Annotated in this window: 19 protein-coding genes; 5 read left to right on the top strand and 14 right to left on the bottom strand. The window is 47.3% G+C overall.

Annotated elements, in window-relative coordinates; translation table 11 throughout:
• Positions 1 to 72: 72 nt before the first annotated feature.
• Positions 73 to 2,118, top strand: coding sequence for a S9 family peptidase (locus ACUJFL_RS16290; RefSeq protein ID WP_445428026.1), 2,046 nt, complete (start codon positions 73 to 75; stop codon positions 2,116 to 2,118).
• Between the two features lie 154 nt (positions 2,119 to 2,272).
• Here ACUJFL_RS16290 and ACUJFL_RS16295 read toward each other — a convergent pair whose 3' ends face one another.
• From ACUJFL_RS16295 to ACUJFL_RS16305, 3 genes are all read right to left on the bottom strand, one after another.
• Positions 2,273 to 3,724 carry an NAD-dependent succinate-semialdehyde dehydrogenase gene (locus ACUJFL_RS16295; protein ID WP_445428027.1) on the bottom strand — a complete coding sequence of 484 codons (1,452 nt, stop codon included), beginning with the start codon at positions 3,722 to 3,724 and terminating at the stop codon, positions 2,273 to 2,275.
• Between the two features lie 61 nt (positions 3,725 to 3,785).
• Complete coding sequence (locus ACUJFL_RS16300; protein WP_226751701.1) at positions 3,786 to 4,037, bottom strand: TIGR03643 family protein; 252 nt, start codon at positions 4,035 to 4,037, stop codon at positions 3,786 to 3,788.
• A 2-nt stretch (positions 4,038 to 4,039) separates the two neighbouring features.
• Positions 4,040 to 4,402 carry a DUF2237 family protein gene (locus ACUJFL_RS16305; protein ID WP_226751700.1) on the bottom strand — a complete coding sequence of 121 codons (363 nt, stop codon included), beginning with the start codon at positions 4,400 to 4,402 and terminating at the stop codon, positions 4,040 to 4,042.
• Positions 4,403 to 4,493: 91 nt separating this feature from the next.
• On the opposite strand from ACUJFL_RS16305, the gene ACUJFL_RS16310 reads away from it, so the two are divergent.
• Positions 4,494 to 5,003: a lipocalin family protein gene (locus tag ACUJFL_RS16310; protein WP_445428028.1), complete on the top strand. Its 510-nt coding sequence runs from the start codon at positions 4,494 to 4,496 to the stop codon at positions 5,001 to 5,003.
• Positions 5,004 to 5,058: 55 nt separating this feature from the next.
• Here the strand turns inward: ACUJFL_RS16310 and ACUJFL_RS16315 are convergent, their stop codons facing one another.
• The gene (locus ACUJFL_RS16315) at positions 5,059 to 6,525 is read right to left on the bottom strand and encodes an aminoacyl-histidine dipeptidase (protein ID WP_445428029.1); all 1,467 of its coding nucleotides are present in this window, start codon (positions 6,523 to 6,525) and stop codon (positions 5,059 to 5,061) included.
• Positions 6,526 to 6,846: 321 nt separating this feature from the next.
• On the opposite strand from ACUJFL_RS16315, the gene ACUJFL_RS16320 reads away from it, so the two are divergent.
• A complete protein-coding gene (locus tag ACUJFL_RS16320) occupies positions 6,847 to 7,932 on the top strand; it encodes a DUF2891 domain-containing protein (RefSeq protein WP_445428030.1) in 1,086 nt (361 codons plus the stop codon).
• A gap of 10 nt (positions 7,933 to 7,942) precedes the next feature.
• Complete coding sequence (locus tag ACUJFL_RS16325; RefSeq protein WP_445428031.1) at positions 7,943 to 8,551, top strand: DUF502 domain-containing protein; 609 nt, start codon at positions 7,943 to 7,945, stop codon at positions 8,549 to 8,551.
• Between the two features lie 3 nt (positions 8,552 to 8,554).
• On the opposite strand, the gene ACUJFL_RS16330 is transcribed toward ACUJFL_RS16325, so the two are convergent.
• From ACUJFL_RS16330 to ACUJFL_RS16345, 4 genes are all read right to left on the bottom strand, one after another.
• Positions 8,555 to 9,178: a LysE family translocator gene (locus ACUJFL_RS16330; RefSeq protein ID WP_445428032.1), complete on the bottom strand. Its 624-nt coding sequence runs from the start codon at positions 9,176 to 9,178 to the stop codon at positions 8,555 to 8,557.
• A 159-nt stretch (positions 9,179 to 9,337) separates the two neighbouring features.
• The gene (locus ACUJFL_RS16335) at positions 9,338 to 10,720 is read right to left on the bottom strand and encodes an efflux transporter outer membrane subunit (protein WP_445428033.1); all 1,383 of its coding nucleotides are present in this window, start codon (positions 10,718 to 10,720) and stop codon (positions 9,338 to 9,340) included.
• Positions 10,713 to 13,892, bottom strand: coding sequence for an efflux RND transporter permease subunit (locus ACUJFL_RS16340; RefSeq protein WP_226751693.1), 3,180 nt, complete (start codon positions 13,890 to 13,892; stop codon positions 10,713 to 10,715). The genes ACUJFL_RS16335 and ACUJFL_RS16340 overlap by 8 nt, the downstream gene beginning before the upstream one ends.
• A gap of 10 nt (positions 13,893 to 13,902) precedes the next feature.
• Positions 13,903 to 15,147 carry an efflux RND transporter periplasmic adaptor subunit gene (locus ACUJFL_RS16345; RefSeq protein WP_445428034.1) on the bottom strand — a complete coding sequence of 415 codons (1,245 nt, stop codon included), beginning with the start codon at positions 15,145 to 15,147 and terminating at the stop codon, positions 13,903 to 13,905.
• Positions 15,148 to 15,400: 253 nt separating this feature from the next.
• Here ACUJFL_RS16345 and ACUJFL_RS16350 point away from each other — a divergent pair, with 253 nt between their 5' ends.
• A complete protein-coding gene (locus tag ACUJFL_RS16350; protein WP_229588107.1) occupies positions 15,401 to 16,009 on the top strand; it encodes a TetR/AcrR family transcriptional regulator in 609 nt (202 codons plus the stop codon).
• Between the two features lie 771 nt (positions 16,010 to 16,780).
• On the opposite strand, the gene ACUJFL_RS16355 is transcribed toward ACUJFL_RS16350, so the two are convergent.
• The 6 genes from ACUJFL_RS16355 to ACUJFL_RS16380 all read right to left on the bottom strand — a co-directional run bounded on the left by ACUJFL_RS16355 (position 16,781) and on the right by ACUJFL_RS16380 (position 21,426).
• Entirely contained in the window at positions 16,781 to 17,068 is a 288-nt protein-coding gene (locus ACUJFL_RS16355) for a type II toxin-antitoxin system RelE/ParE family toxin (protein ID WP_445428035.1), read from the bottom strand.
• Entirely contained in the window at positions 17,065 to 17,346 is a 282-nt protein-coding gene (locus ACUJFL_RS16360) for a type II toxin-antitoxin system Phd/YefM family antitoxin (RefSeq protein ID WP_445425504.1), read from the bottom strand. Before ACUJFL_RS16360 ends, ACUJFL_RS16355 begins: the two co-directional genes overlap by 4 nt.
• A gap of 543 nt (positions 17,347 to 17,889) precedes the next feature.
• Positions 17,890 to 19,449 (bottom strand): IS66 family transposase, encoded by a 1,560-nt coding sequence (tnpC, locus tag ACUJFL_RS16365; RefSeq protein ID WP_445427351.1) that lies wholly within the window; start codon positions 19,447 to 19,449, stop codon positions 17,890 to 17,892.
• A gap of 92 nt (positions 19,450 to 19,541) precedes the next feature.
• Positions 19,542 to 19,898: an IS66 family insertion sequence element accessory protein TnpB gene (gene tnpB, locus ACUJFL_RS16370; RefSeq protein ID WP_445425237.1), complete on the bottom strand. Its 357-nt coding sequence runs from the start codon at positions 19,896 to 19,898 to the stop codon at positions 19,542 to 19,544.
• 2 nt (positions 19,899 to 19,900) lie between these two features.
• Positions 19,901 to 20,185: an IS66 family insertion sequence element accessory protein TnpA gene (gene tnpA / locus ACUJFL_RS16375; protein WP_205313754.1), complete on the bottom strand. Its 285-nt coding sequence runs from the start codon at positions 20,183 to 20,185 to the stop codon at positions 19,901 to 19,903.
• Between the two features lie 785 nt (positions 20,186 to 20,970).
• Positions 20,971 to 21,426, bottom strand: coding sequence for an Imm26 family immunity protein (locus ACUJFL_RS16380; RefSeq protein ID WP_445428036.1), 456 nt, complete (start codon positions 21,424 to 21,426; stop codon positions 20,971 to 20,973).
• Between the last annotated feature and the right edge of the window lie 1,067 nt (positions 21,427 to 22,493).

The raw sequence follows: 22,493 nt of genomic DNA on the forward strand, positions 1-22,493 counted from the left end.
AACTGATCTGATCTTGTCTGTTACTCCATACCCTATATGGTAAATTGAATCCTGTTAATCTCTCGAGGTTTTATGAACATTTTCCCGATGCTTGCACTCGCCACTGCGCTGGGTGTTGCGCCCGCAATAGCGGCTAGCACCACTCCATTTCAAGCTGAAGATATTTTTAAACTGGCGGCGGCGAATGATGTACAAATCTCGCCTGATGGCAAATACATTGTTTATGTGCGCCAACAAAACAACATTATGACGGATCGTACCGAGAGTAACTTATGGTTAATCGAGGTCGAAAGCGGCAAGCACTGGCCGCTCTTAGCCGATAAGTTCAATTACAGCCAACCACGCTGGGCCCCCGACAGTCAACGTATTGCCTTTGTCTCGGATCGTGATGGCAGCAGCCAAATCTACGTGCACTGGCTAGCAGAACAAAAAACCGCAGCCATTAGCCAACTGCAAGTGCGCCCCTCGCAACTGAGTTGGTCTCCTGATGGTAAGCACATTGCATTTATGGCTGAAGTGAGCGCCCCCACTACCGATTTTGCGAAAAGTGTTTATCAACCGAAAAAACCGGCTGGAGCGAATTGGTCTCAAACCCCCATCGTGGTAGAACGCACTTATTATCAGGCCGATGGCCGAGGTGTGATGCGCTCTGCGTATAACCAGTTATTTGTGTTACCCAGTGAAGGCGGTGTAGAGCAGCAACTCACTGAAGGCCCTTATGCGCATCGCGGGCCAGTTGTTTGGACCAAAGATAACCATAACCTGATTTTCTCGGCTAACCGTAATGCCGACTGGGAATATCAAAGCAACCAAGGCGATCTGTATAAAGTTAGCATTAACGATCAGCAACTGACTCAATTAACCCGCCTTGATGGTGCAGAAAGCGAACCCGCTTTATCACCCGACGGTAAAACCTTGGCCTTTACCTTTAGCAGCCCGGCTGCCGTTTCTTACAGCAACACTAAACTTAAATTGTTAGCGTTAGATTCAGGTCAATTTAGCGATCTTGCCGCCAACTTGGATCGCAGTGTTGAAAGCCCTAACTGGGTCGACAACAGCACTTTAGTGTTTCAATATGCTGATCAAGGGCAAACCAAAGTAGCGCAAATCAGTACCCGTGATCGCATGACCGACTTGGTAAACGATCTCGGCGGCACCTCATTGGGTCGGCCTTATTTAAGCGGCATGTTCAGTGTGGCCAACAATGGCACCTTGGCTTACACCCAAGGCACTAGCCAGCGTCCAGCCGATGTAGCGGTTTACTCGAAAAATAAAAGCCGCACCCTTACGGCTTTAAATATCGGCTTATTGCAGCAACGCCAGTTGGGTAAAGTAGAGGAAATTCGTTATACCTCAACTGCGGGTAATGAAGAAATTCAGGGCTGGTATATTACCCCGCCGAATTTTGACCCGAACAAAAAATATCCGCTGTTAGTCGAAATTCATGGTGGCCCACACCTAGCCTATGGCCCACAGTTCGCCGCTGAATTACAGCGCTATGCAGCTGAAGGTTATGTGGTGTTTTATAACAATTATCGCGGGAGTACCGGTTACGGCGAACGCTTTGCCATGCTATTGCACTATAACTACTCGTCTGAGTTTGATTATCAAGATCATATGTCAGGCGTTGACGCGATGATTGCCAAAGGCTTTATCGATGAAAACAATCTGTACATCGCTGGCGGCTCAGCCGGCGGTATTGCCACGGCTTATGCCGTGGGGTTAACCGATCGTTTTAACGCAGCCGCCGCTACGAACCCGGTGGTGAACTGGACGACTAAGGTACTGACTGCTGATAGCTATATTGGGCAAATTCAGAACCAATTTCCTGGGGTGCCTTGGGAACATCAAGCCCATTATTGGCAGCGTTCACCGTTATCTTTAGTCGGCAATGTGAAAACGCCGGTACTGCTGTTTACCGGTGAGAAAGACCGCCGCACGCCCATTTCCGAAACAGAGCAGTATTATCAAGCATTAAAGCTGCGCCAAGTGGATACTGCGATGGTGCGGGTGCCTGATGCTTATCATGGCGTGACTAATCGGCCATCTTGGATGATTGCGAAAGTAGAGCATGCGCTAGCCTGGTTTAAGCGTTATCAAAAAGCGCCAGCGCAGTAAGTCCACGTTCATTCGTGCTAAAACGAAAACCGGCACCTAAGCTCATCACTTAAGTACCGGTTTTTTTATCACAAGATCTACTATCTGAGTAACAACTAAGGCGCTTTGTGGCTGAATAAACCGTTAGCTGAGCAACGATTTATCCATCCCCCGTTTAAAGCCCACCAAGGTACAAATATTTTAAATCGGTATAATCATCTAGCCCGTATTTTGATCCTTCACGCCCATATCCTGACTGCTTGATGCCGCCAAAAGGTGCCGCAGCATTAGAGATAATACCTTCGTTAATACCCAGCATGCCAAATTGTAAGGCATCGGCCACACGAAACACTTGCGCTAAATCTTGGCTGTAAAAATATCCCGCCAAGCCATATTCAGTGGCATTGGCAAGTTGTATCGCTTGCGCCTCGCTGTTAAAACTACTGATGGCCACGACCGGGCCAAAGATCTCTTGTTGTGCTATTTCCATATCAGCACGCACATCGGTTAATACTGTGGCAGGGTAAAATAAACTATCCGCGGCTTGGCGCTGACCGCCACAATGTAAGACAGCCCCTGCTGCCAAGGCTTTTTCAACCAACTGCTCTACTTTTTGGATGGCTTTTTCATCAATTAAGGGGCCAATTTGCGCGCCCTCTTGCTCACCAGCAGCCATTTTTAGTGCCTTCACTTTGGGTAATAGCATCGCTAAAAAGTCTGGTAACACGCTTTCTTCAACTAAAATACGATTGGCGCACACACAGGTTTGGCCGGCATTACGAAACTTCGCCGCCAGCAGGCCTGTTACCGCTTGCTCTATGTCGGCTTTGGCAAACACAATAAAAGGCGCATTGCCACCAAGCTCCATGCTCACCCGTTTTACTCCAGTCGCGCACTGTTGTAGCAGTTTTTTACCAACGGCAGTTGAACCGGTAAAGCTGAATTTATTCACCTTGGGATGTTGCGTAAGCACCTCACCTATGCCCTGGGCATCAGTGCCAACCAACACATTGAAGATGCCTGATGGTACACCGGCTTGTTGCGCTAATTCGGCACAAGCTAAGGCAGACAAGGGGGTTTGCTGGGCGACCTTGACCACAAAACTACAGCCGGCCGCTAAGGCGGCAGCGGCTTTGCGCATCATCATGGCATTGGGGAAATTCCAAGGGGTGATCGCGGTTACAACGCCCACGGGCTGCCGCTGTACTAAAATGCGTTTATCTGAGGCCGGTGCAGGAATGAGGTCGCCGTAAAGTCGTTTCGCTTCTTCGGCAAACCATTGCAGGTAAGAAGCACCATATTCGATTTCCGCCGCCGCTTCAGTTAGCGGTTTGCCTTGTTCTAAAGTCAGAAGCAGGGCTAAATCAGCTTTATGCTGCAACAACAACTGCTGCCAGCGCAATAATACTGAGGCTCGCTGTTGAGCCGGTTGGGCAGCCCAGGCGGCTTGGGCCGCCGCCGCGGCGACTACCGCAACCTCTGCCATGTCGGCATTAGCGCCATGCACGTCCAGCAGCACCTGTTGTGTTGCAGGGTTTGTTACGGCAAAACTATCAGGACCGGCTTGCCATTGGCCATTAATAAAGGAACAGGTTTTCAATAAACTCGCATCTACGTTAGTCAGCATCGCATCGGTCTCCTTGTATCGCGATTAACCAGCCTAGACGTTCAGACTACAGGAAACAACCCTAACGCTTATATTGTGTTGGACAATACGCCCGACTAACGGCGGGATCACGTAACTGTAAATGTTTCGTTTTACGGCCCGTTACTCGCGCTCGCCATAGCCGAAAACTTCCGGCTTTGAGTGTTTTGCGCATTAATTTAATCACCGCACTTTCATTTAAGCCATACAGCCCTTCGATCGCCTCAAACGGCGTACGATCTTCCCAAGCCATTTCGACAATACGAGAGACATCTTCTTCAGATAAGGTCTGCATCGTTACTCCTTAAGCGCATACTGCTGATACAGCGCTAATTCGGCAAACTGCAGCGCTTTGCTATGACAAGCCGATAGCTTTAATAAGGGCGCAACGCCGGCCTGCTCGGCTTCTAACCAACGCATGGCACAAAGACACCAAAAATCGCCCGGTTGTAAGCCAGGAAAATGCCACTCGGGCCGGGGCGTAGTCAAATCATTGCCCTGACTTAAGGTAAAATCTAAAAACTCCCTGCTGATTTGACCACACAGCACATGACTGCCGCTATCTTGTGCGGTTGTTTTGCAAAAACCATCACGAAAATAGCCGGTCATTGGTGAGTAGCAACACGCTTCTAGCGCACCGCCAAGAATATTTTTATCCATATCATCTGCTTTTTGACACTGTTAAGCTTGTTAAACGTATAGAATCCCCGAGTCGATTAATCATCTGCAAAATATTTAAACAGGAGTGGTTATGCGTTTTTTCTGGATCTGCCTATTTTTGCTAACCGGTTGCACCGCCGTGCCCGATGGCGTAACGCCGGTGCAACCTTTTGAGCTAGAGCGCTATCTTGGTACCTGGCATGAAATTGCCCGGTTAGATCATTCTTTTGAGCGAGGCTTAACCCAAGTTACCGCAGAATATCAATGGCGTGACGATGGTGGTGTGAGTGTTATTAACCGTGGCTACGATGCTAAAAAACAACGCTGGAACACCGCCAATGGCAAAGCTTACTTTGTGGAAGCCGCTGATGTTGGCCGCTTAAAAGTGTCGTTTTTTGGGCCTTTTTATGGCGGCTATAATATCGCTATGTTAGATGCCGATTATCAAATTGCCTTGGTAATAGGCCCTAATACGGATTACGCTTGGCTACTGGCACGCCAACCGCAATTAACGGCGGCAGAATGTGCGCCCTTCTTAAAAGAAGCCGAACGGATCGGGGTGGCGACTGACAATTTGATTTGGATTGGCAGCTGCAAATAGTGCGCTAGCCCAAGAAAAAGCCGCAGTAATGGCTCACTGCGGCTTGCTTAGTGACTTAAGCTGCGGTCTTTTCCGGGATACGCTCTAGTACTGCTAACAGCAATTGCCAATACTGGCCGACCGTTTCGATATTCACCATTTCGTCAGGGCCATGCGGATAACGAATGGTTGGGCCAATCGATACCATATCCATCTCAGGATAAGGTTTTTTAAATAAACCACATTCTAAACCCGCATGGATCACCATTATCACTGGCTCTTTATTGTAGATGTCTTCGTAAGTGGCTTTAACAATAGCCATTACCGGTGAATCAGGATCCGGCTTCCAACCTGGATAAGCACCGTTAAATTTGATCGAGACACCGGCTAATGCCGCCAAACTGGTCAATATCGACTCAACATGCTCACGGCCCGAATCGATCAGTGAGCGAATTAAACACACCACCTGTACACTGTCGCCATCGGTGGTGATCACACCTAAGTTTAACGAGGTTTCAACCACACCCGCCACGTCATCACTCATCCGCATCACGCCATTCGGACAAGCATGTAGTAAGTTTAATAGCGTTTGTTCACACTGTGGTGCCATGACTTGTGAGGGTAAAATGGTTTCCGCCATAGCAAAGCGGATCGCCGGTTCAATAGCCGCTAACTCTTGCTGTAATAACGCTTCAAAGGCTGCAACTTTTTCAGCTAACAAGGCTTGATTCGCCGCAGGCAAGGTCACCGTAACACCGGCTTCACGCGGAATGGCATTTCGTAAAGAGCCGCCGACTATTTCACTGATCCGCAAACCTAATTCAGCGGCCGACATCACTAAAAAGCGTGCTAATAGTTTGGCGGCATTACCGCGACCTAAGTGAATATTCACGCCCGAGTGGCCGCCCTTTAAACCGGTTAAACTTAACCGACATGCTTGATGTCCTGCGGGGATCGGCTGCCACTGCATCGGCACACTAAATTCGGCGTCTACACCACCGGCGCAGCCCATGTAAATTTCACCTTCTTGCTCTGAGTCGGTATTAATTAAAATTTCCGCTTCTAACACACCGGGTTGCAAAGCAAAAGCGCCCGTCATGCCCGCTTCTTCATCTACCGTTAGTAACACTTCTAATGGGCCGTGTTTAATGTCATCACTGCCTAAGATGGCTAACGCCGATGCCATACCGATACCGTTGTCTGAGCCCAGCGTGGTGCCACGTGCCGTGACCCATTCGCCATCAACGTAAGCATCAATAGGATCTTTTGTAAAATCATGCACTTTATCGGCATTTTTCTGTGGCACCATATCAAGGTGCGCTTGAATAACCACGGCTTTACGGTTTTCCATGCCTGCAGTAGCGGGTTTTTTAATAATTAAGTTGCCAACCTGATCTTCATGCACGGCTAAGCCTTTATCTCGCGCCCAGGCTTGAATATGCCGGCTAAGTGCTTGTTCATGTTTTGAAGGATGAGGAATAGCACAAATTTGCGCAAACCATTGCCATAAGGGTTGTGGATATAAGCTAGATAAAGCAGTCACAAAGGCTCCTGAAAATCGAAGAAAACGACAGGCTTTGCGCGAATATGCAGGCAAAGCCAAATTGACGCCAGTTTAACATAAGCCAACATCAGAGTTGAGTTTCTGCCGCAGCGCACACACCGGCGCAGGCTAAAGAGATCGCAGAGCTGTAAAGGTAGGCTGCCAGTTATAGCGCAATAAGTTTATTAATTGGCAACGTGCTTTCGCCCATATAAAACCGCGAAATGACGAAAGGCGGCGAATTTACATTAACAACCTCACCATTATGCTTTAGTCTTAGATGCATTACCTGATCTTATCTGCAGACAACAAGGTTTCATTATGAAGTTAAGCACCCTGCTCAGCATGGTTTTTGTCGCCACACTCAGTTTTACCAGTCAGGCGAATAATACCGCCGCAACTCACCATAGCTTGACTCTAGCCGAAGCTAACAAGCTGGTGACATTACCGCTGCATTGTGTCGAAACACCTTATCCATACAAAACGGGCACCGTATTGGGCAGTGCCGCGGATTTACAAGAACCGTCGGTAGTGCACCCGATATTTTATGGCTGCTTTGATTGGCACAGTGCGGTGCATGGCTATTGGTCAATGGTTACCTTACTGAAACAGTTTCCTGAGCTGGCGCAAGCTGACGAAGTAAAAACGATTTTAAAACGCAATCTCACCGTTGAAAAAGTAGCACAAGAAGTTGCGTTTTTTAGCAAAGATATCAATGCATCGTTTGAAAGGACGTACGGTTGGGCTTGGTTATTAAAGCTCTCCGCAGAGCTGCACAGTTGGCCCGATCCGCTTGGCCAACAATTGGCTAAAAATTTACAACCACTGGCCGATGTGATTGTTAGCCGCTACGAAAACTTCTTACCGCGCTTGGTTTATCCAGTGCGAGTGGGTGAACATACTAATACCGCCTTTGGTTTAAGCTTTGCTTACGATTATGCGCTTACCCTGCAGCATACCGCGTTACAACAGCTGATCAGTGAGCGTGCCAAAAGCTATTATTTAGACGATGCCAACTGCCCCATCACTTGGGAGCCGAGTGGTTACGACTTTTTATCGCCTTGCTTAGAAGAAATTGGCCTTATGCAGCGCATTTTACCTGCCGGCCAGTTTTTACGCTGGGTAAACCGCTTTATGCCGCAATTAGCCGATAAGAACTATATACTGGCCGTTGGCCAAGTTAGCGATCGCAGCGATGGTAAACTGGTGCATTTAGATGGTTTAAACTTCAGTCGCGCTTGGAATTTATCAGTACTGGCCAAACAATACCCACGTTATGCCCACTTACAGGCCATTGCCGACCAGCATGTCGCGCATTCCTACCCCAACCTAATCGGTGATAGTTACGAAGGTGGCCATTGGCTAGGCAGTTTTGCCATTCATGCGTTAAATAGTGCTAAACCATAAAGGGATTAACATGAACAGCTTTGTGAAAAGCCTATTGAAAGGCTTGGTGATCATTTTACCCTTAGTGATTACCATCGAGATCTTACGCTGGCTGCTGCATACCATCGAAAGCAGTTTGGCACCGTTGTTTAAAATGGTTCTGCCGGGTGAATGGTATTTTCCGGGTTTAGCCATCGTCGGCTTCCTATTAGTCTGTGTTGCAGTGGGTTTTAGCTCACGTTGGCGCAGCCTCAACTGGCTGTGGCAATTACCCGGCAAAACGCTGATGAAATTGCCCGGCACCAAACAAATTTACGGCATGTTGCAAGATATTATTGATGTGATGTCGGGTAAAAACTTTAAAGATGGCTCGGTGGTACTGGTTAAGCTGCCCTCATCCGAGATTGAGATGATTGGTATTGTCACCAAACAAGGCGGCCAAGCCGATGACCGCATGTCGAGCTTAATGCAAGAAGAGCAATTAGCCGTCTTTTTACCGATGGCTTACAACGTGGGCGGTTATACCATTATTGTACCGCGCAGCTGCACTCGCAAAATTGATATGAAACCCGCTGAAGCGCTACAACTGGTGTTAAGTGGCGGTATTGGCAGTGCCAAAACACCGCCCAAGCCCGATTAAGCGTTAATCGACTAGCATCCACAGCGCCACGCCAAACATCAGGCTGGCGCCGATGCGATTGAGATATTGCACCCGATTAGACCGTGTTAAAAACAATGCCAAGGCTTTACCGCCACTGGCATACAGCAGCATAGATAAAAACTCTAGCAACAAAATAATACTGATCAAAATAGCCAGTTGTGGCCAAAACGATAGCGAACTGTCGATAAACGGCGGTAATAACGCCATATGAAAAGCCCAGCCCTTCGGATTGGACACTGCGGTGATAAACCCCTGACTAAACAAGGCGCGGCGCGATAACAATTGCGGTAAGGCGCCAGCACTGGGTAAAGCTAACTTGCCTTTAGCCCGCCACATTTGGATACCCACATAGCTAAGATAAACAGCGCCAACAATTTTGAACCACTGAAATAACGCCGGAAACTGCAGCATCAAGGCTGCGACACCCAAAACTGCCAATACGGCAACTAAGCCGACGCCAAGCATTTCGCCCCACATCATCCAAAAGGTGCGGCGCACGCCCTGACTCATACCTAGCGTCATTGCCAGCGTCATACACATACCCGGTGTTACCGACACAAACAAAAACGTCGGAATAAACGCACCCAGCAAAGCTAAATTAACCATAGTGACCTCATCGCAGTAGGCGGCTATTTTGGCGATTAGTTGCACACTCAGCAAGTGACTTTAAACAGGAATTAGCGCCCTTCAGGTATTTTGACGGTTTTATCAAAGCAAAAAGCTGGATTACTCCAGCTTTTTAACTTAAAGCACGGCAAGCTGTATTTATTGCAGCTGGATCGCACCACCAAAACTGCGGTAAATAGCCACTAAGCGACCAAAACTTTGTTGCTGCAGTTGCGCTAACTGATCGCGCGCGAACAGCTGCTCGCGCTCGGCATCTAATAACGCTAAAAACTCACCGCTACCGGCATTGTAACGTTCACGTGCTATACGCAGCGCTTTATTGCTAGCTTGCCATTGCCGCTCAGTGCTCAGTTGCTGCTCACGGCTCAAATTGTAGCTTTGCAAGCTCAGTTGCATATCGGCAATGGCATTGAACACCTGCTGCTCAAACTGGGCTAAGGCCATAGTGGCATTGGCTTCAGCCACACGGATCCGCGCTTTCACCGAGCCTAAATCGGCAGCTTGCCAGCTTAGTGTGGGCGCTATCGCCCAGCTTTGATTATCGCTGCCCAACGAAAAACCCGGGCCAGATAAAAAGCCTAAAAAGCCCGTTACGGATAAGTTCGGATACAGATCGGCAGTGGCCACGCCAATATCGGCAGTTCGTGCCGCTAACTCGCGCTCAGCGCTGGCAACATCGGCGCGATAACGCAGATAATTTTCACCGGCGACCACGGCGACAGGCTCGGCCAACTCAGGCAGTTTCGGTACAGAGCCTAAGTTAAGTTTGCCGGGTTGTTGCGCTAATAACGCTGATAAAGTGGCATCGGCAGTTAACAAGGCTACCCGTAAGGCGGGCACCGCGGCTTGCACCTGATGATATTGCACCTCAATTTGCGCTAACTCTAATTCAGACGCTAAACCGGCTTCAAGCCGAGCTTGCACGATGTCACGGCTTTGCTGCAAATTCTGTAAATTTTGCTCTGCCACTAATAACCGCAGCTGAGCACCGCGATATTCACCATAGCTGGTGGCAACTTGGCTAATCAGCTGCACTTGCGCATCATGCCACAAGATATCGGCTTGCTCTGCCGCCGCGGTTGCCGCTTCGGTGGCCCGCCGTAGCTTACCAAATAAGTCGATATCCCAACTTAGGCTAGCGCCATGGCTAAAACCACGGGTAATGACACCGTCATCGCTGCTCGACACAGTGCCATTTTCTGTTGCTTGATAACCGCTCGCTAAACTCCCCTTGGGCAAGCTATTATTTTGCGTGTCACGAAATACCGCATAGGCGCGGTCAACGTTAGCGCGAGCTTGCACTAAGGTGCGGTTCTCCACTAAAGCACGGCTAATTAAGCGGTTTAACGTGGCATCATCGAACGCTAGCCACCAGCTTTGAGCTTGCTCTGCTTGTTGATAAGGGCTATCAAAGTTAATGGTGGCTACCTGAGTCGGTTGCTGATAATCGGGCCCCACCGTGCAGGCACTTAACGTAGCGACCAGTATTGCCATCGTTGATAGCTTAAACATGTTAGGCATCAGAAGCCTCCACAGTCGAGTTTTGTTGCACTGGCGTCGCGGCACGTTTTTGCTGTTGCCGACTGGCCAGTAAATAATAAAACAACGGGGTTAAAATTAAGCCGAAAATAGTGACACCAATCATGCCGGCAAATACCGCTACGCCCATCGCTTGGCGCATTTCTGCACCGGCACCACTGGAGAACACCATCGGTACTACGCCCATAATAAAGGCAATAGACGTCATTAAAATCGGTCTTAAACGTAAGCGACCGGCCTCTAAAATGGCCTCTAAAGCTGTCATGCCTTGGTCTTGCAACTCTTTCGCAAACTCGACGATAAGAATGGCATTCTTCGTTGCCAAGCCCACCAACACAATTAAACCGATTTGCGTAAAGATGTTGTTATCACCGCCGTATAACAGCACACCACTTAACGCCGATAATAAGGTCATTGGAATGATCAGGATAATCGCCAGTGGCAAGCTTAAGCTTTCGTACTGCGCCGCTAACACCATAAACACCAGCAAAATCACTAACGGGTAGATAAACATACCCGCATTACCGGCTAAAATTTGCTGGTAGGTCAGTTCAGTCCACTCGTAAGTCATGCCATTGGGTAGCGTTTCTGCCAAGATTTTCTCAATAGCCGCTTGCGCTTCGCCACTGCTAAAACCGGGCGCCGCACCACCATTTAACTCTGCCGTGGTAAAACCGTTGTAGTGCATCACGCGATCAGGGCCGGCGGTATCGGTTACTGTGATAAAAGAACCAAGTGGGATCATCTCCCCCTGGACATTCGGTACTTTTAACTGGCTGATTTGTTCTGGCGTTTGTCTAAACTTTTGATCAGCTTGCATATTCACCTGATAGGTGCGACCAAACTGGTTAAAGTCATTGACATAAACCGAGCCCATATACGCCTGCAACGTTTGAAACACCGTATCCAACGAAACTTGCTGTTGTTTCGCTTTGGTGCGATCAATATCTAAATCTAGCTGCGGCACATTAACCTGATAACTTGAAAAGACCCCGGCAAGTTCAGGTGTCTGCCACGCTTTCATCATTACCTGCATGGTCACGTTGTAAAGCTCTTCATAACCATAATTAGCACGGTCTTGAATTTGCAATCTAAAGCCGCCAATGGTGCCTAAACCTTGTACTGGCGGTGGTGGGAAAATAGCGATGTAAGCATCTTCAATACCAGCAAATTTTTGGTTTAAGGCCGCAGCAATGGCATTAGCGGATAACGCTGGATCTTGACGCTCGTCAAAGCTGTCTAACGGGGTAAAGACCACACCACTGTTCGGGCTATTAGTAAAGCCATTGATGCTCAGTCCTGGAAAGGCCACCGAATTAGCCACACCTGGCTGTGCTAAGGCGATCCGTGACATTTCTTTCACCACCGCTTCGGTACGCTCAAGTGAAGCGGCATCCGGTAGCTGCGCAAAAGCAACTAAATACTGCTTATCTTGCCCAGGCACATAACCGGTTGGCGTAGTGGCAAACTGCAAGCCGGTTAAACCGACCAGCGCGACATACAGCAACATCACGATGGCACCAAAACGGATGATTTTTTGCACCAAATAACCATAGCCATTCGACAACCGCGCAAAGAAACGGTTAAACGGTGCAAACAACCAACCGCCTAACAGTTTGTCCATACCACGGGTTAGCGCATCTTTTTTCTCGCCATGCCCTTTTAACAAAAGGGCCGACAATGCCGGGCTCAACGTTAACGAGTTAATCGCCGAAATAAAGGTAGAAATAGTAATCGTTAGCGCGAATTGCTTATAAAATTGCCCAGTTAAACCCGACATAAACGCCGTTGGAATAAACACGGCCGCTAATACCAAGGTGGTGGCCACGATAGGCCCCGTGACCTCTTTCATGGCTTTTTGTGTAGCCGCTACCGGTGATAAACCTTCACTGATATTACGCTCAACGTTTTCGACCACCACTATGGCATCATCAACCACGATACCAATTGCTAAAACCAAGCCAAATAACGATAAGGCATTTAATGAGAAACCCATTAAGTGCATAAAGGCAAAAGTACCCACTAAAGACACTGGCACAGCCACCAGCGGAATAATAGACGCGCGCCATGTTTGTAAAAACAGCACCACGACCAGTACTACTAGTAAAACCGCTTCTAATAAGGTTTTAACAACGGCCTCAATTGAGCCGCGCACAAACACGGTTGGATCGTACACAATGTCGTAAGTTAGGCCATCTGGAAAACTCTTGCTTAACGTTTGCATGGTGCTGCGCACATCATTAGAAATTTGGATAGCGTTTGAACCCGACGCTTGGAAAATCGGTAAGGCAACCGCATCTTTATTATCTAACAAGGAACGCAGCGCATAGGTAGATGCCCCCAATTCGACCCGGGCGACATCTTTTAAGCGGCTGATTTCACCACGCTCGCCCACTTTGATAATAATGTCTTCAAACTCTGCCTCCGTGGTTAAACGGCCTTTCACATTGATCAATAATTGAAAATCGGCATCGCCACTCGGTTGTGCGCCCAAACTACCGGCAGCGGCTTGTTGGTTTTGCTCACGAATGGCACTGGCAATTTGGCTTGGCGATAACCCTAAGGCCGCAACCTTACTCGGATCTAACCAGATACGCATGCTGTAATCACCCGCACCAAATACCCGTACCGCGCCAACACCTTCAATACGCGCTAATTCATCTTTAACATTTAGCGCAGCATAATTAGATAAATACAGCATGTCGTAACGATCGTCTGGTGACGTTAAATGCACCACCATGGTCAGATCGGGTGACGATTTCTCTGTGACAATGCCCAGCCGCTGCACTTCTTGCGGCAGCCTTGGCATAGCGCGATCAACCCGCGCTTGCACCTGACTTTGCGCTAAATCGACGTTGGTACCAATGGCAAAGGTAATGGTTAAGGTCATGCGGCCATCCGAGGTGGCTTGCGATGACATATACAACATATCTTCAACACCGTTGATTTCCTGCTCTAACGGCGAGGCAACGGTTTCAGCAATCACTTTAGGGTTGGCACCCGGATAATTTGCGGTGACCACCACAGTGGGTGGCACCACTTCTGGATATTCCGTTACCGGCAGTTGCCAAACCGCAATGGCACCACTGATAAAAAACAGTAATGAAATAACGGCAGCAAAGATCGGCCGTTTGATAAAAAATTGAGAAAACATCGAAGAGCCCTTAACCTTGAGTCGCGTTGTGTGCGGCTTGTGCTGTTAATGCGGCATGGCTTTGCTCAAGCAGTTGCTGTGCCTGACGAATTTGCGTTAACTGCGTTTCATTTGCCATCTCCACCATTTTCGGTGAAATTTGCATATTCGGCCGTACCCGCTGCAAACCATTGACCACAATCTTATCGCTAGGGGCTAAGCCCGCTTTAACAATGCGCAAATCATTGATTTTTTCCCCTAAAGTCACGGCGCGATATTCCAGTTGATTATTGGCATTCACCACCAATACAAACTTATTATTCAAATCCGTACCAATGGCTTTTTCATCAATTAACACGCCGTCATAGCTGTTGCTGCCAACGAGCTTTAAACGGGCAAATAAACCGGGTAATAACTGGTTATCTTGATTAGCAAAACTGGCGCGAAGACGAATAGTGCCAGTGTGTTGATTGACACTGTTATCCACAAAATCGATCTGACCGATATGTTGATAATCTGTATCGTTAGCCAGCGCCATATAAACGGGGTTGCCCGTTGCATCACGCGTATCGGCGCGTTTTCCTTCGTTGCTTAGGCGGGCGTATTTTAAATAGCTTTGCTCGTCTACATCGAAATAGGCATACATTTTATCAGTCGAGACCACATTGGTCAGTTCAGTTTGCCCAGCGGTCACAAAGTTACCGGCCGTTACCATCGCATAAGACACTCGGCCACTAATAGGGGCCGTTACGCGGGTATAACTTAAATCTAACTCTGCGCGCTGTAAGGCGGCTTTCACCGCAGCAACAGTGGCCGCTGTTTGTTGTTGCCGTGCTAAACGGCTGTCGAGTGCTTCAGTAGAAATAGCTTGCTGCTTGCTTAACCTTTCGCCGCGCCGAAATTCACTTTCAGCTAAGCTGGCCGCGCTTTCGGCGTTTTGTAATTCGGCTTTTAAACGCGCCACATCTGCGGTAAACGGGCGAGGATCGATTTGCAGCAGTAAATCCCCTTCACGCACCAAAGCGCCCTCGCTGAAATGTACCTGCTCAATATAACCGGATACACGAGGCACCAACCTCACGGTTTGCGGAGCTTGCAAACGGCCCGTAAATTCGTCCCATTCGGTGATACGCTCAGCGACAACCTGTGCCACACTCACTTCAGGAGCAGCAGGCGCCGTAGCTTGCTCTGCGGCTTCCGGGTTGCCACAAGCGGACAGCGCTAATGCCGCAACGCTGGCTAACATTAAAATTTTCACCTGTTTGAAACTACTCATGACGCACGTCTCCACTTTGTTGCGTAATTTGCATTTAATCTGCTTGTTTTGTACCGGTCGGTAAATATATAGATTTATCTCTTACTGTCAATCTATTTTGTACCAAGTGGTAAATATAATAAGTTTGCCTTTATAACGATTCGTTATAAGCGTTAGCTGGGGGTCAGGTTTTATACCTAGCGGTATATAACCCTTGCTGGACATGGGGCGATTTGCTGTTTACTATATAAACACTATTTTCAGGAGCAGAGCCATGACCGTAACAAGTTGCCCACAAAGTGTCGGCCGCCCCCGCGCCTTTGATACAGATACCGCGCTTGAGAAGGCTCTAGAGGTTTTCTGGCGCAGAGGATACGATGGCACTTCATTAGCCGATCTCACCGAAGCCATGGGAATTAACAAACCCAGCTTGTATGCCGCTTTTGGTAATAAAGAGCAGCTTTTTTTAAAAGCCATTGAGCTTTATGAAAGCCGTCCTTGCTCGTTTTTTTTACCGGCACTAGAAAAACCCACTGCCTATCAAGTAGCCGAACATATGCTTTATGGTGCGGCGAATAATATGGCCGACAAAACACAACCCCAAGGCTGTTTTGTGGTGCAAGGCGCCTTGTCTTGCAGCGAAGCGGCATCGGCCGTAAAAGCGGCATTAATTAATCGCCGGTTGGCCGGTGAACAAAAACTGCATGAACGCTTTGCTCAGGCCAAAATAGCGGGCGATCTTCCGGCACATGTTGATGCAGAAGTGTTGTCACGCTTTATGGGAACCGTGTTACAAGGCATGGCGATTCAAGCCAATAATGGCGCCACAGCAGAGCAACTGCAGCAAATTGCTGAAATGACGCTGCAGGCCTTTCCACGCTAAGTTTTACCCGCATTTTTTGCGGCTGAATATTCGGTGGCTTAGCCTACTTGGCGAGGCAAGATTTCACCTGCGGTGACAGACTTTCTTTTGCGTCGCTAAAAGAAAGTCTCCAAAGAAAATGCGACCCCACTTCTGTCTTTTACCCAAAAACGTTTGATCATCATTTCAGCATCTTAGCCTAAGCAGCTAGTCAGCATTTCACCTGCGGTGAGATACTTTCTTTTGCGTCGCCAAAAGAAAGTATCCAAAGAAAATGCGACCCCACTTCCGCTCGAAAGCCCAACTGCTCATGCGCTGTCCAAGGCGAAAACGTAACTCGCACGGCGCTATCGTCGCCGCACTCAAACACCCGTTTTCTTAAAACCTTGGCCAACGATGATCAGTCGGCTCGCTCTAAGGGGACTAAAAGCCAGAGCGGTATTCGCTAAGCTGAATAATCCGTTTTTTATCCCAAATCGTTTTCATGTTTGAGGTCAAAGACTAAGCATTTAAGGCTGTTGTGCTTTTCAATCCCATTACGTTGCAAGCCGATCAAATTTGTCCAACCAAGGTTTTAAGACGAGGGGTGTTTGAGTGAGGTGCGGTAGCGCCGAGCGAGTTACCTCGTCGCCTTGGGCGGGCAAAATTGAACGGGCTTTCGCCGCAACGTGGGTCGCCTTTTTCTTTGGTAACTTTCTTTTGGCGAAACAAAAGAAAGTTACTCACCAACGGCGAAAAAGCTTTCAACAATCGATGCTTGGTGTCAGATACTAAGCATTTACTAACATCGTTTCATACATCATGCTCGGTGAGCAACTGACGACAATGTCTTACCGTTGGCACGCGTATCTCATGACTCAAGCTATAAATGATGCGGTAATGACCAAAAATAATTTCTCGGTAGTGTGTATGAGGCATTTCTGGAACCATTCGCCCCATTTCTGGCACTGATTCAAGGAGATCCGTTTTGTCAAAAACGTCATTTACCCATTTTTCTGCGGCGTAGGGATTATCCAAAGCAATAAACTCTGCAGCATCACCCAGCTTTTGTAATGCTAAAGGTGACCAGACTACTCTCATCTATGAATGCGTTTTAAGATTTGGGAACGAGCATCTTTATTTAATACACCTAAACCTGCAGCTAATTGCGCTTCAGCAGTATGTATTTCTTCAAGTAACTCGATCTTCTCTTGCATTGCTTCATATTCTGCGACATCAAGAACAACGGCCACACCTTTACCATGCTGCGTAATAACCAACGGCCGACGTGTCTCATTGACTTGCTTAATAAATGATGTAACACCAGCACGAAATTCAGATAAAGGCTGAATATCTTTATCTAGATGTATACGGCTCATATTGAACTCCAATTAGTACAACTTAACGTACAAATATTAGTCCTGTTGACCTTTGCGAGCAAGGAATTGATAAGGTATTTATTTTTTAAAAAACTTAGCCAATTGTCAGATCTTAAGTTATTGCGGATATGCGCGTAGACATTTTGATGCGGCAAGAATTTTGGTCTTGCGCTTTAAGGAGTAGCTTCGGGGTCATATACCAAGACCCTTAACGATTTCGCCGTTGGCGAGATACTTTCTTTTGTCTCGCCAAAAGAAAGTATCCAAAGAAAATGCGACCCCACTTCCGCTCGAAAGCCCAACTGCTCATGCGCTGTCCAAGGCGAAAACGTAACTCGCGCGGCGCTACCGTCACCGCACTCAAACACCCGTTTTCTTAAAACCTTGGACAACGATGATCAGTCGGCTCGCTCTAAGGGGAATAAAAAGCCAGAGCGGTATTCACTAAGCTGAATAATCCGTTTTTTACCCCAAATCGTTTTCATGTTTGGGGTCAAAGACTGTAAGCGTAACAACAACCACACCTTGCGGTGTGGCTGCTGATCAATAAGGCAGGAGTTCTTGCAGTTGCTCGTGGGTATTGGCTTTGGGCAGCTCTGTCAGCAAGCGGCATAAGTAATCATACGGTTCCAGACCATTGATTTTGGCCGTTTCGACTAGGCTATACATTGCAGCACTGGCTTCTGCGCCCGTTTCAGTATTGGCAAACAACCACGCCTTGCGTCCAATCACGAACGGTTTGACGGCGCGCTCAGCACGGTTGTTGTCGATATTTAATCGGCCATCGTCCAGATAGCGGATGAGTTTGGGCCACTGATTCAGGCTATACGTGATAGCGACTCCCAGTAAACTTTCTTTCGTGACACTCTCGCTTGATTTATCCAGCCAGCTTTTAAATTGTTCTAGCAGTGGTTTAGCTAGTGCTTGTCTGGCGTCATACTTCTTATCAGGCGGCGCAGTTTTTAATTTACTCTCCAGTGCATAGAGTTTCTGGATGTGGTTAAGGGCCACATCCGCTTTACCCGTTTTGCCTTTGCCCTGTGCTTTTTGGGCTTCAACGAACTTGCGTCTGGCATGCGCCCAGCAACCGACTAAGGTTGCGTGAGTTTTCTCATACCCGGCATAACCATCGACCTGCAGATAACCGTTAAAGCCGGATAAGAAGTCACAGGGATGTTTGCTGCTGCGGCTATCCTGATAATCAAACAGCGCCAGTTTGGGGCCGGTACTTTTTTCTAAGCCACAGCCATACACCCACATGTAGCAGGTGCTTTTCTCAACATCCAGCACATTGACCGTGGTTTCATCTGCCCACAGCACCGGCTGTTTCAGAAGCTCAGCTTTCATTAACGCCAGTAGCGGTTTAAGTTTATCTGCACAGGTTATCAGCCAACGACTCATCGTTTGACGACTAAGCTCAATACCTGCCTGATTAAACAACTGCTCCTGACGGTATAACGGCAAGCCATAGTGCATTTTGCTGCTGATGATTTGCGCCAGTAAACTTGGCGTGGCCATGCTCTTAGGGATAACCGCAGCTGGCACATCAGCAATCTTAATGTCGACCTTAGTGCCATTGGTTTCACACTGCCGGCAGCTGTATTTCAACCGGACGTTTCTAAGAACACGGATTTGCGCGGGCACGAACTCAATTTGCTCACTGACTTCTTCACCCATTTGATGCAGGGCATGGCCACAGCAGACACAGGTTTTATCGTCAATGTCATGGATAACGTCAACGCGGGGCAATTCAGGAATAATACGCGGTCGGCGTGGCTTGGCGGTTTTCTCAGCGCTCTCGGTCGTCTGAGTATCTGGCTCTGTTGCTACTGACTGCTCTTCAATAAGCTGCTCGGCCTCATTTAACACTTCGCCTTCACCTTCGTAGGTCTCGCTGCTGGGGCTAAATTTCTGGTACTTCTTCAGGTTATAGCGCTCCAGTAATTGCTGTAACTTATCCGAGAGCTGCTGGTTAACCCGCTCTAGTTTAGCGATGCGTTTGTCTTTTTGCGCCAGTTTGCGCTCAAGCTTTTGCGTCTGCTCAAGCAGCATTTTCTTGAGCAGTTCAACATCATCAGGTAAGGATTGAGGTATCTTTTTCATGGCCGTTATTGTAACGGCCAATTTGGCTAAGTGCTTGGTAAGATTTAGATTGTTTTGGATGCGATCTACAGGATTTATAGCCGATCGGCATATCAACCCACACTCTGGTAATGCAGCGGCTGGTGCGCGGTGATTTTTTGAATATCGACACCTTGCAACAGCCAATGCCATTGCTGCTCGCTAATAGACAACACTTTACCTGGCATCTGCCTTGGCCAGCGGAATGTGTCTTTTTCAAGTCGCTTGTACCACAGACAAAACCCAGTGCTATCCCAGTACAGCACTTTTAACCGAGTACGCTGCCGATTGCAGAACACAAATAGTGCACCGCTAAATGGCGAGAGCTGCATCTCTTGCTCGACCAGCAACGATAAGCCATTAATGGATTTGCGAAAATCGACCGGCTGTTTATGCAAATAGACCTTAAGCACATCGAGGAACATTTTCATAGTCAAAGTGCTCTGAGCAAGGCGGCTAACCAGAGTGCATCCGTCCCTGCTGGAAGTTGCAATTCCATATCACGCTTGCGTAGCAGGATATGCTGGGCCAGTGGCGAGCTTTGTGGTGCTAATTCAATGAAACCGGTGTCATCATTCTGATGAGCCAACAACTGGCGTTTACGGAGATTGAAATAGGTCGGGATAATCCCTTGTCGTTTAGCAAATGCCGTTTGAGTAAGGCCACTTTGGGCTTGCTCGGCGAATAAGGCCAGCCATTGTTCTTTAGTGCGTTTCATGATGATTACCCTGATAATTTAAAGAGGCAGACAGGGTAATGTTGATCAGTTAGGATAGGAATGTGTGGTTGGCGTTACGCTTACCAAAGACTAAGCATTTAAGGCTGATGTGCTTTTCAATCCCATTACGTTGCAAGCCGATCAAGTTTGCACGACCAAGGTTTTAAGACGAGGGGTGTTTGAGTGAGGTGCGGTAGCGCCGAACGAGTTACCTCGTCGCCTTGGGCGGGCAAAATTGAACGGGCTTTCGCCGCAACGTGGGTCGCCTTTTCTTTGCGGGACTTTCTTTTGGCGAAACAAAAGAAAGTCCCTCGCCAACGGCGAAAAGGTTAAATAATTAGCCAACTCCACTTAATCGTTCACTACACCAACAACTGAAATTTGATCCACTCATTACCACAAATTGAGCTGTAGAAATCAGCTTCACGTTAAAACGTCATCGACTAACCGCGCTGCACTGCTGTTAATCCCATTACGTTGCAAGCCGAGCAAGTTTGTCCGACCAAGTTTTTAAGACGAGGGGTGTTTGAATGAGGGCCGTTAGCGCCGAGCGAGTTACCTCGTCGCCTTGGGCGGGCAAAATTGAAAGGGGCTTTCGCCGCAACGTGGGTCGCCTTTTCTTTGCGGGACTTTCTTTTGGCGAGGCAAAAGAAAGTTACTCGCCAACGGCGAGAAGGTTAAGCGCTTCTCATCAACCCTAGTGAATTTAAAATGTTACTAAGCGATCTCGCTATTAATCCTCTTATGTTTGGGGTCAGAAACTAAACGTTTCTTGTTTGTAAATATCAAGACTGACGTTTTTCTGGAGGAACTAAAAACGCTTCATATACCATGTCCAACCGAGCCCAATAGCTCTCTTCAAGAAGTCCGTAGTAGGTATCCAGCTTATCCGCTATCAGACCACCACCGTTAACGCGAGAACCAACAAAATTATTTTCTTTTAAACGCCAATATAATTTCTCATGAACACTTTGAACTACTGGACAATTAACGGTTATTGTCCAGTAGCCTCGCTGTATCATTTCGGGTGTAATTAAAATTGCGCTTATAATTTTTTCTGACGACAAATCAGAGATATTTTGTGCTTCATCAATGGTAACTTTTAGGTCAAAAAAATAGCAAAATAATGCTCCAATATCAGAATCGCCATCAACTATAATTTGCCCAACAAAAAACTTACCATCCCTGGAGGGCACTAAGAACACATCGCCCTCGCTGTACTTTATCTTACGTTTACCCATTACTCCCACTTAAACCTATTTTTTTAAATTATTAATTCTATCCGTTCAGAAACCGCTGCTCAGCCAGCTTTATAAACCCAAGCCAGATAAAACAAAGCCCCGCAAGCTATGAACAGCGAGTACCCGCCACTTTTGATCAAATTTCACATGGCCTTGTATAGCTTTGTCAATTGGATATCCAAAAACTAAAACTCGCAATAGCCCCGCATATTAGTAATTTAAGACAAGAATAAAAAGAATACAAAACACCATGAACGTCAACACTCATTTTCCTTATCTAACTTCTGAGAATTGGTCTGATATTATGTTTAGATGGGTTTCCTACTCTTTACGTTGTTAAACATTCTATAGCTGAAATCACATAACCCTAACAAAAAAAGCAGTATAAAAATAAAGTTAACATTGCTTCTTCTCTCTAAGTAAGCTTTGTCAAATAATTCAACTTCATTGAGGGTTATTTGGATGAAAATGTGACCAATACTTTCAACCTCGACATAATCCCCTTTTGAGATTTTGGGGATTACGTCACAAGGTACTTTGATTCGATTCCTAAAACTGTCGTCACTTTTAAGTTTCAAATTATATTGATAAGTCGACTCCGTCTTTTTGTCGTTAAAGCATTCAAAGTATTCAATATAGCCTGAAGTATACTGATGATGAGCTATTTGGTCTTTTATTATCAATACACCCATAACAATCATTATTCCAAATGAAAAAGACATATTTAGATAATTTTTTAGTCCGTTACGCATCACTTATCGATCTCTTCTCTCTCATTTTATCAAGTGCTTCATTTATATCAGTTACCAAGGCCGTACTCTCAGCTCCAGCAGTGCTTGCACTTTTAGCCAGATTTCCTTAGGCCGAGTCTACATTTTTCAGGATGCTTTTGCTTGCACTTGCGACGCTTTTTACACGATTAGCCTCGGGTTCAGATACCAAGATCCTTAACGTTTTCGCCGTTGGCGAGATACTTTCTTTTGCGTCGCCAAAAGAAAGTATCCAAAGAAAATGCGACCCCACTTCCGCTCGAAAGCCCAACTGCTCAATCGTTGTCCAAGGCGAAA

This window comes from Alishewanella sp. HL-SH05 (assembly GCF_052655985.1).

Bases quoted from the DNA above. Each gene is read 5' to 3' on its own strand.
- ACUJFL_RS16290 (WP_445428026.1), top strand. From the start codon at position 73: ATGAACATTTTCCCGATGCTTGCACTCGCCACTGCGCTGGGTGTTGCG.
- ACUJFL_RS16295 (WP_445428027.1), bottom strand. From the start codon at position 3,724: ATGCTGACTAACGTAGATGCGAGTTTATTGAAAACCTGTTCCTTTATT.
- ACUJFL_RS16300 (WP_226751701.1), bottom strand. From the start codon at position 4,037: ATGCAGACCTTATCTGAAGAAGATGTCTCTCGTATTGTCGAAATGGCT.
- ACUJFL_RS16305 (WP_226751700.1), bottom strand. From the start codon at position 4,402: ATGGATAAAAATATTCTTGGCGGTGCGCTAGAAGCGTGTTGCTACTCA.
- ACUJFL_RS16310 (WP_445428028.1), top strand. From the start codon at position 4,494: ATGCGTTTTTTCTGGATCTGCCTATTTTTGCTAACCGGTTGCACCGCC.
- ACUJFL_RS16320 (WP_445428030.1), top strand. From the start codon at position 6,847: ATGAAGTTAAGCACCCTGCTCAGCATGGTTTTTGTCGCCACACTCAGT.
- ACUJFL_RS16325 (WP_445428031.1), top strand. From the start codon at position 7,943: ATGAACAGCTTTGTGAAAAGCCTATTGAAAGGCTTGGTGATCATTTTA.
- ACUJFL_RS16330 (WP_445428032.1), bottom strand. From the start codon at position 9,178: ATGGTTAATTTAGCTTTGCTGGGTGCGTTTATTCCGACGTTTTTGTTT.
- ACUJFL_RS16335 (WP_445428033.1), bottom strand. From the start codon at position 10,720: ATGCCTAACATGTTTAAGCTATCAACGATGGCAATACTGGTCGCTACG.
- ACUJFL_RS16340 (WP_226751693.1), bottom strand. From the start codon at position 13,892: ATGTTTTCTCAATTTTTTATCAAACGGCCGATCTTTGCTGCCGTTATT.
- ACUJFL_RS16345 (WP_445428034.1), bottom strand. From the start codon at position 15,147: ATGAGTAGTTTCAAACAGGTGAAAATTTTAATGTTAGCCAGCGTTGCG.
- ACUJFL_RS16350 (WP_229588107.1), top strand. From the start codon at position 15,401: ATGACCGTAACAAGTTGCCCACAAAGTGTCGGCCGCCCCCGCGCCTTT.
- ACUJFL_RS16355 (WP_445428035.1), bottom strand. From the start codon at position 17,068: ATGAGAGTAGTCTGGTCACCTTTAGCATTACAAAAGCTGGGTGATGCT.
- ACUJFL_RS16360 (WP_445425504.1), bottom strand. From the start codon at position 17,346: ATGAGCCGTATACATCTAGATAAAGATATTCAGCCTTTATCTGAATTT.
- tnpC (WP_445427351.1), bottom strand. From the start codon at position 19,449: ATGAAAAAGATACCTCAATCCTTACCTGATGATGTTGAACTGCTCAAG.
- tnpB (WP_445425237.1), bottom strand. From the start codon at position 19,898: ATGAAAATGTTCCTCGATGTGCTTAAGGTCTATTTGCATAAACAGCCG.
- tnpA (WP_205313754.1), bottom strand. From the start codon at position 20,185: ATGAAACGCACTAAAGAACAATGGCTGGCCTTATTCGCCGAGCAAGCC.
- ACUJFL_RS16380 (WP_445428036.1), bottom strand. From the start codon at position 21,426: ATGGGTAAACGTAAGATAAAGTACAGCGAGGGCGATGTGTTCTTAGTG.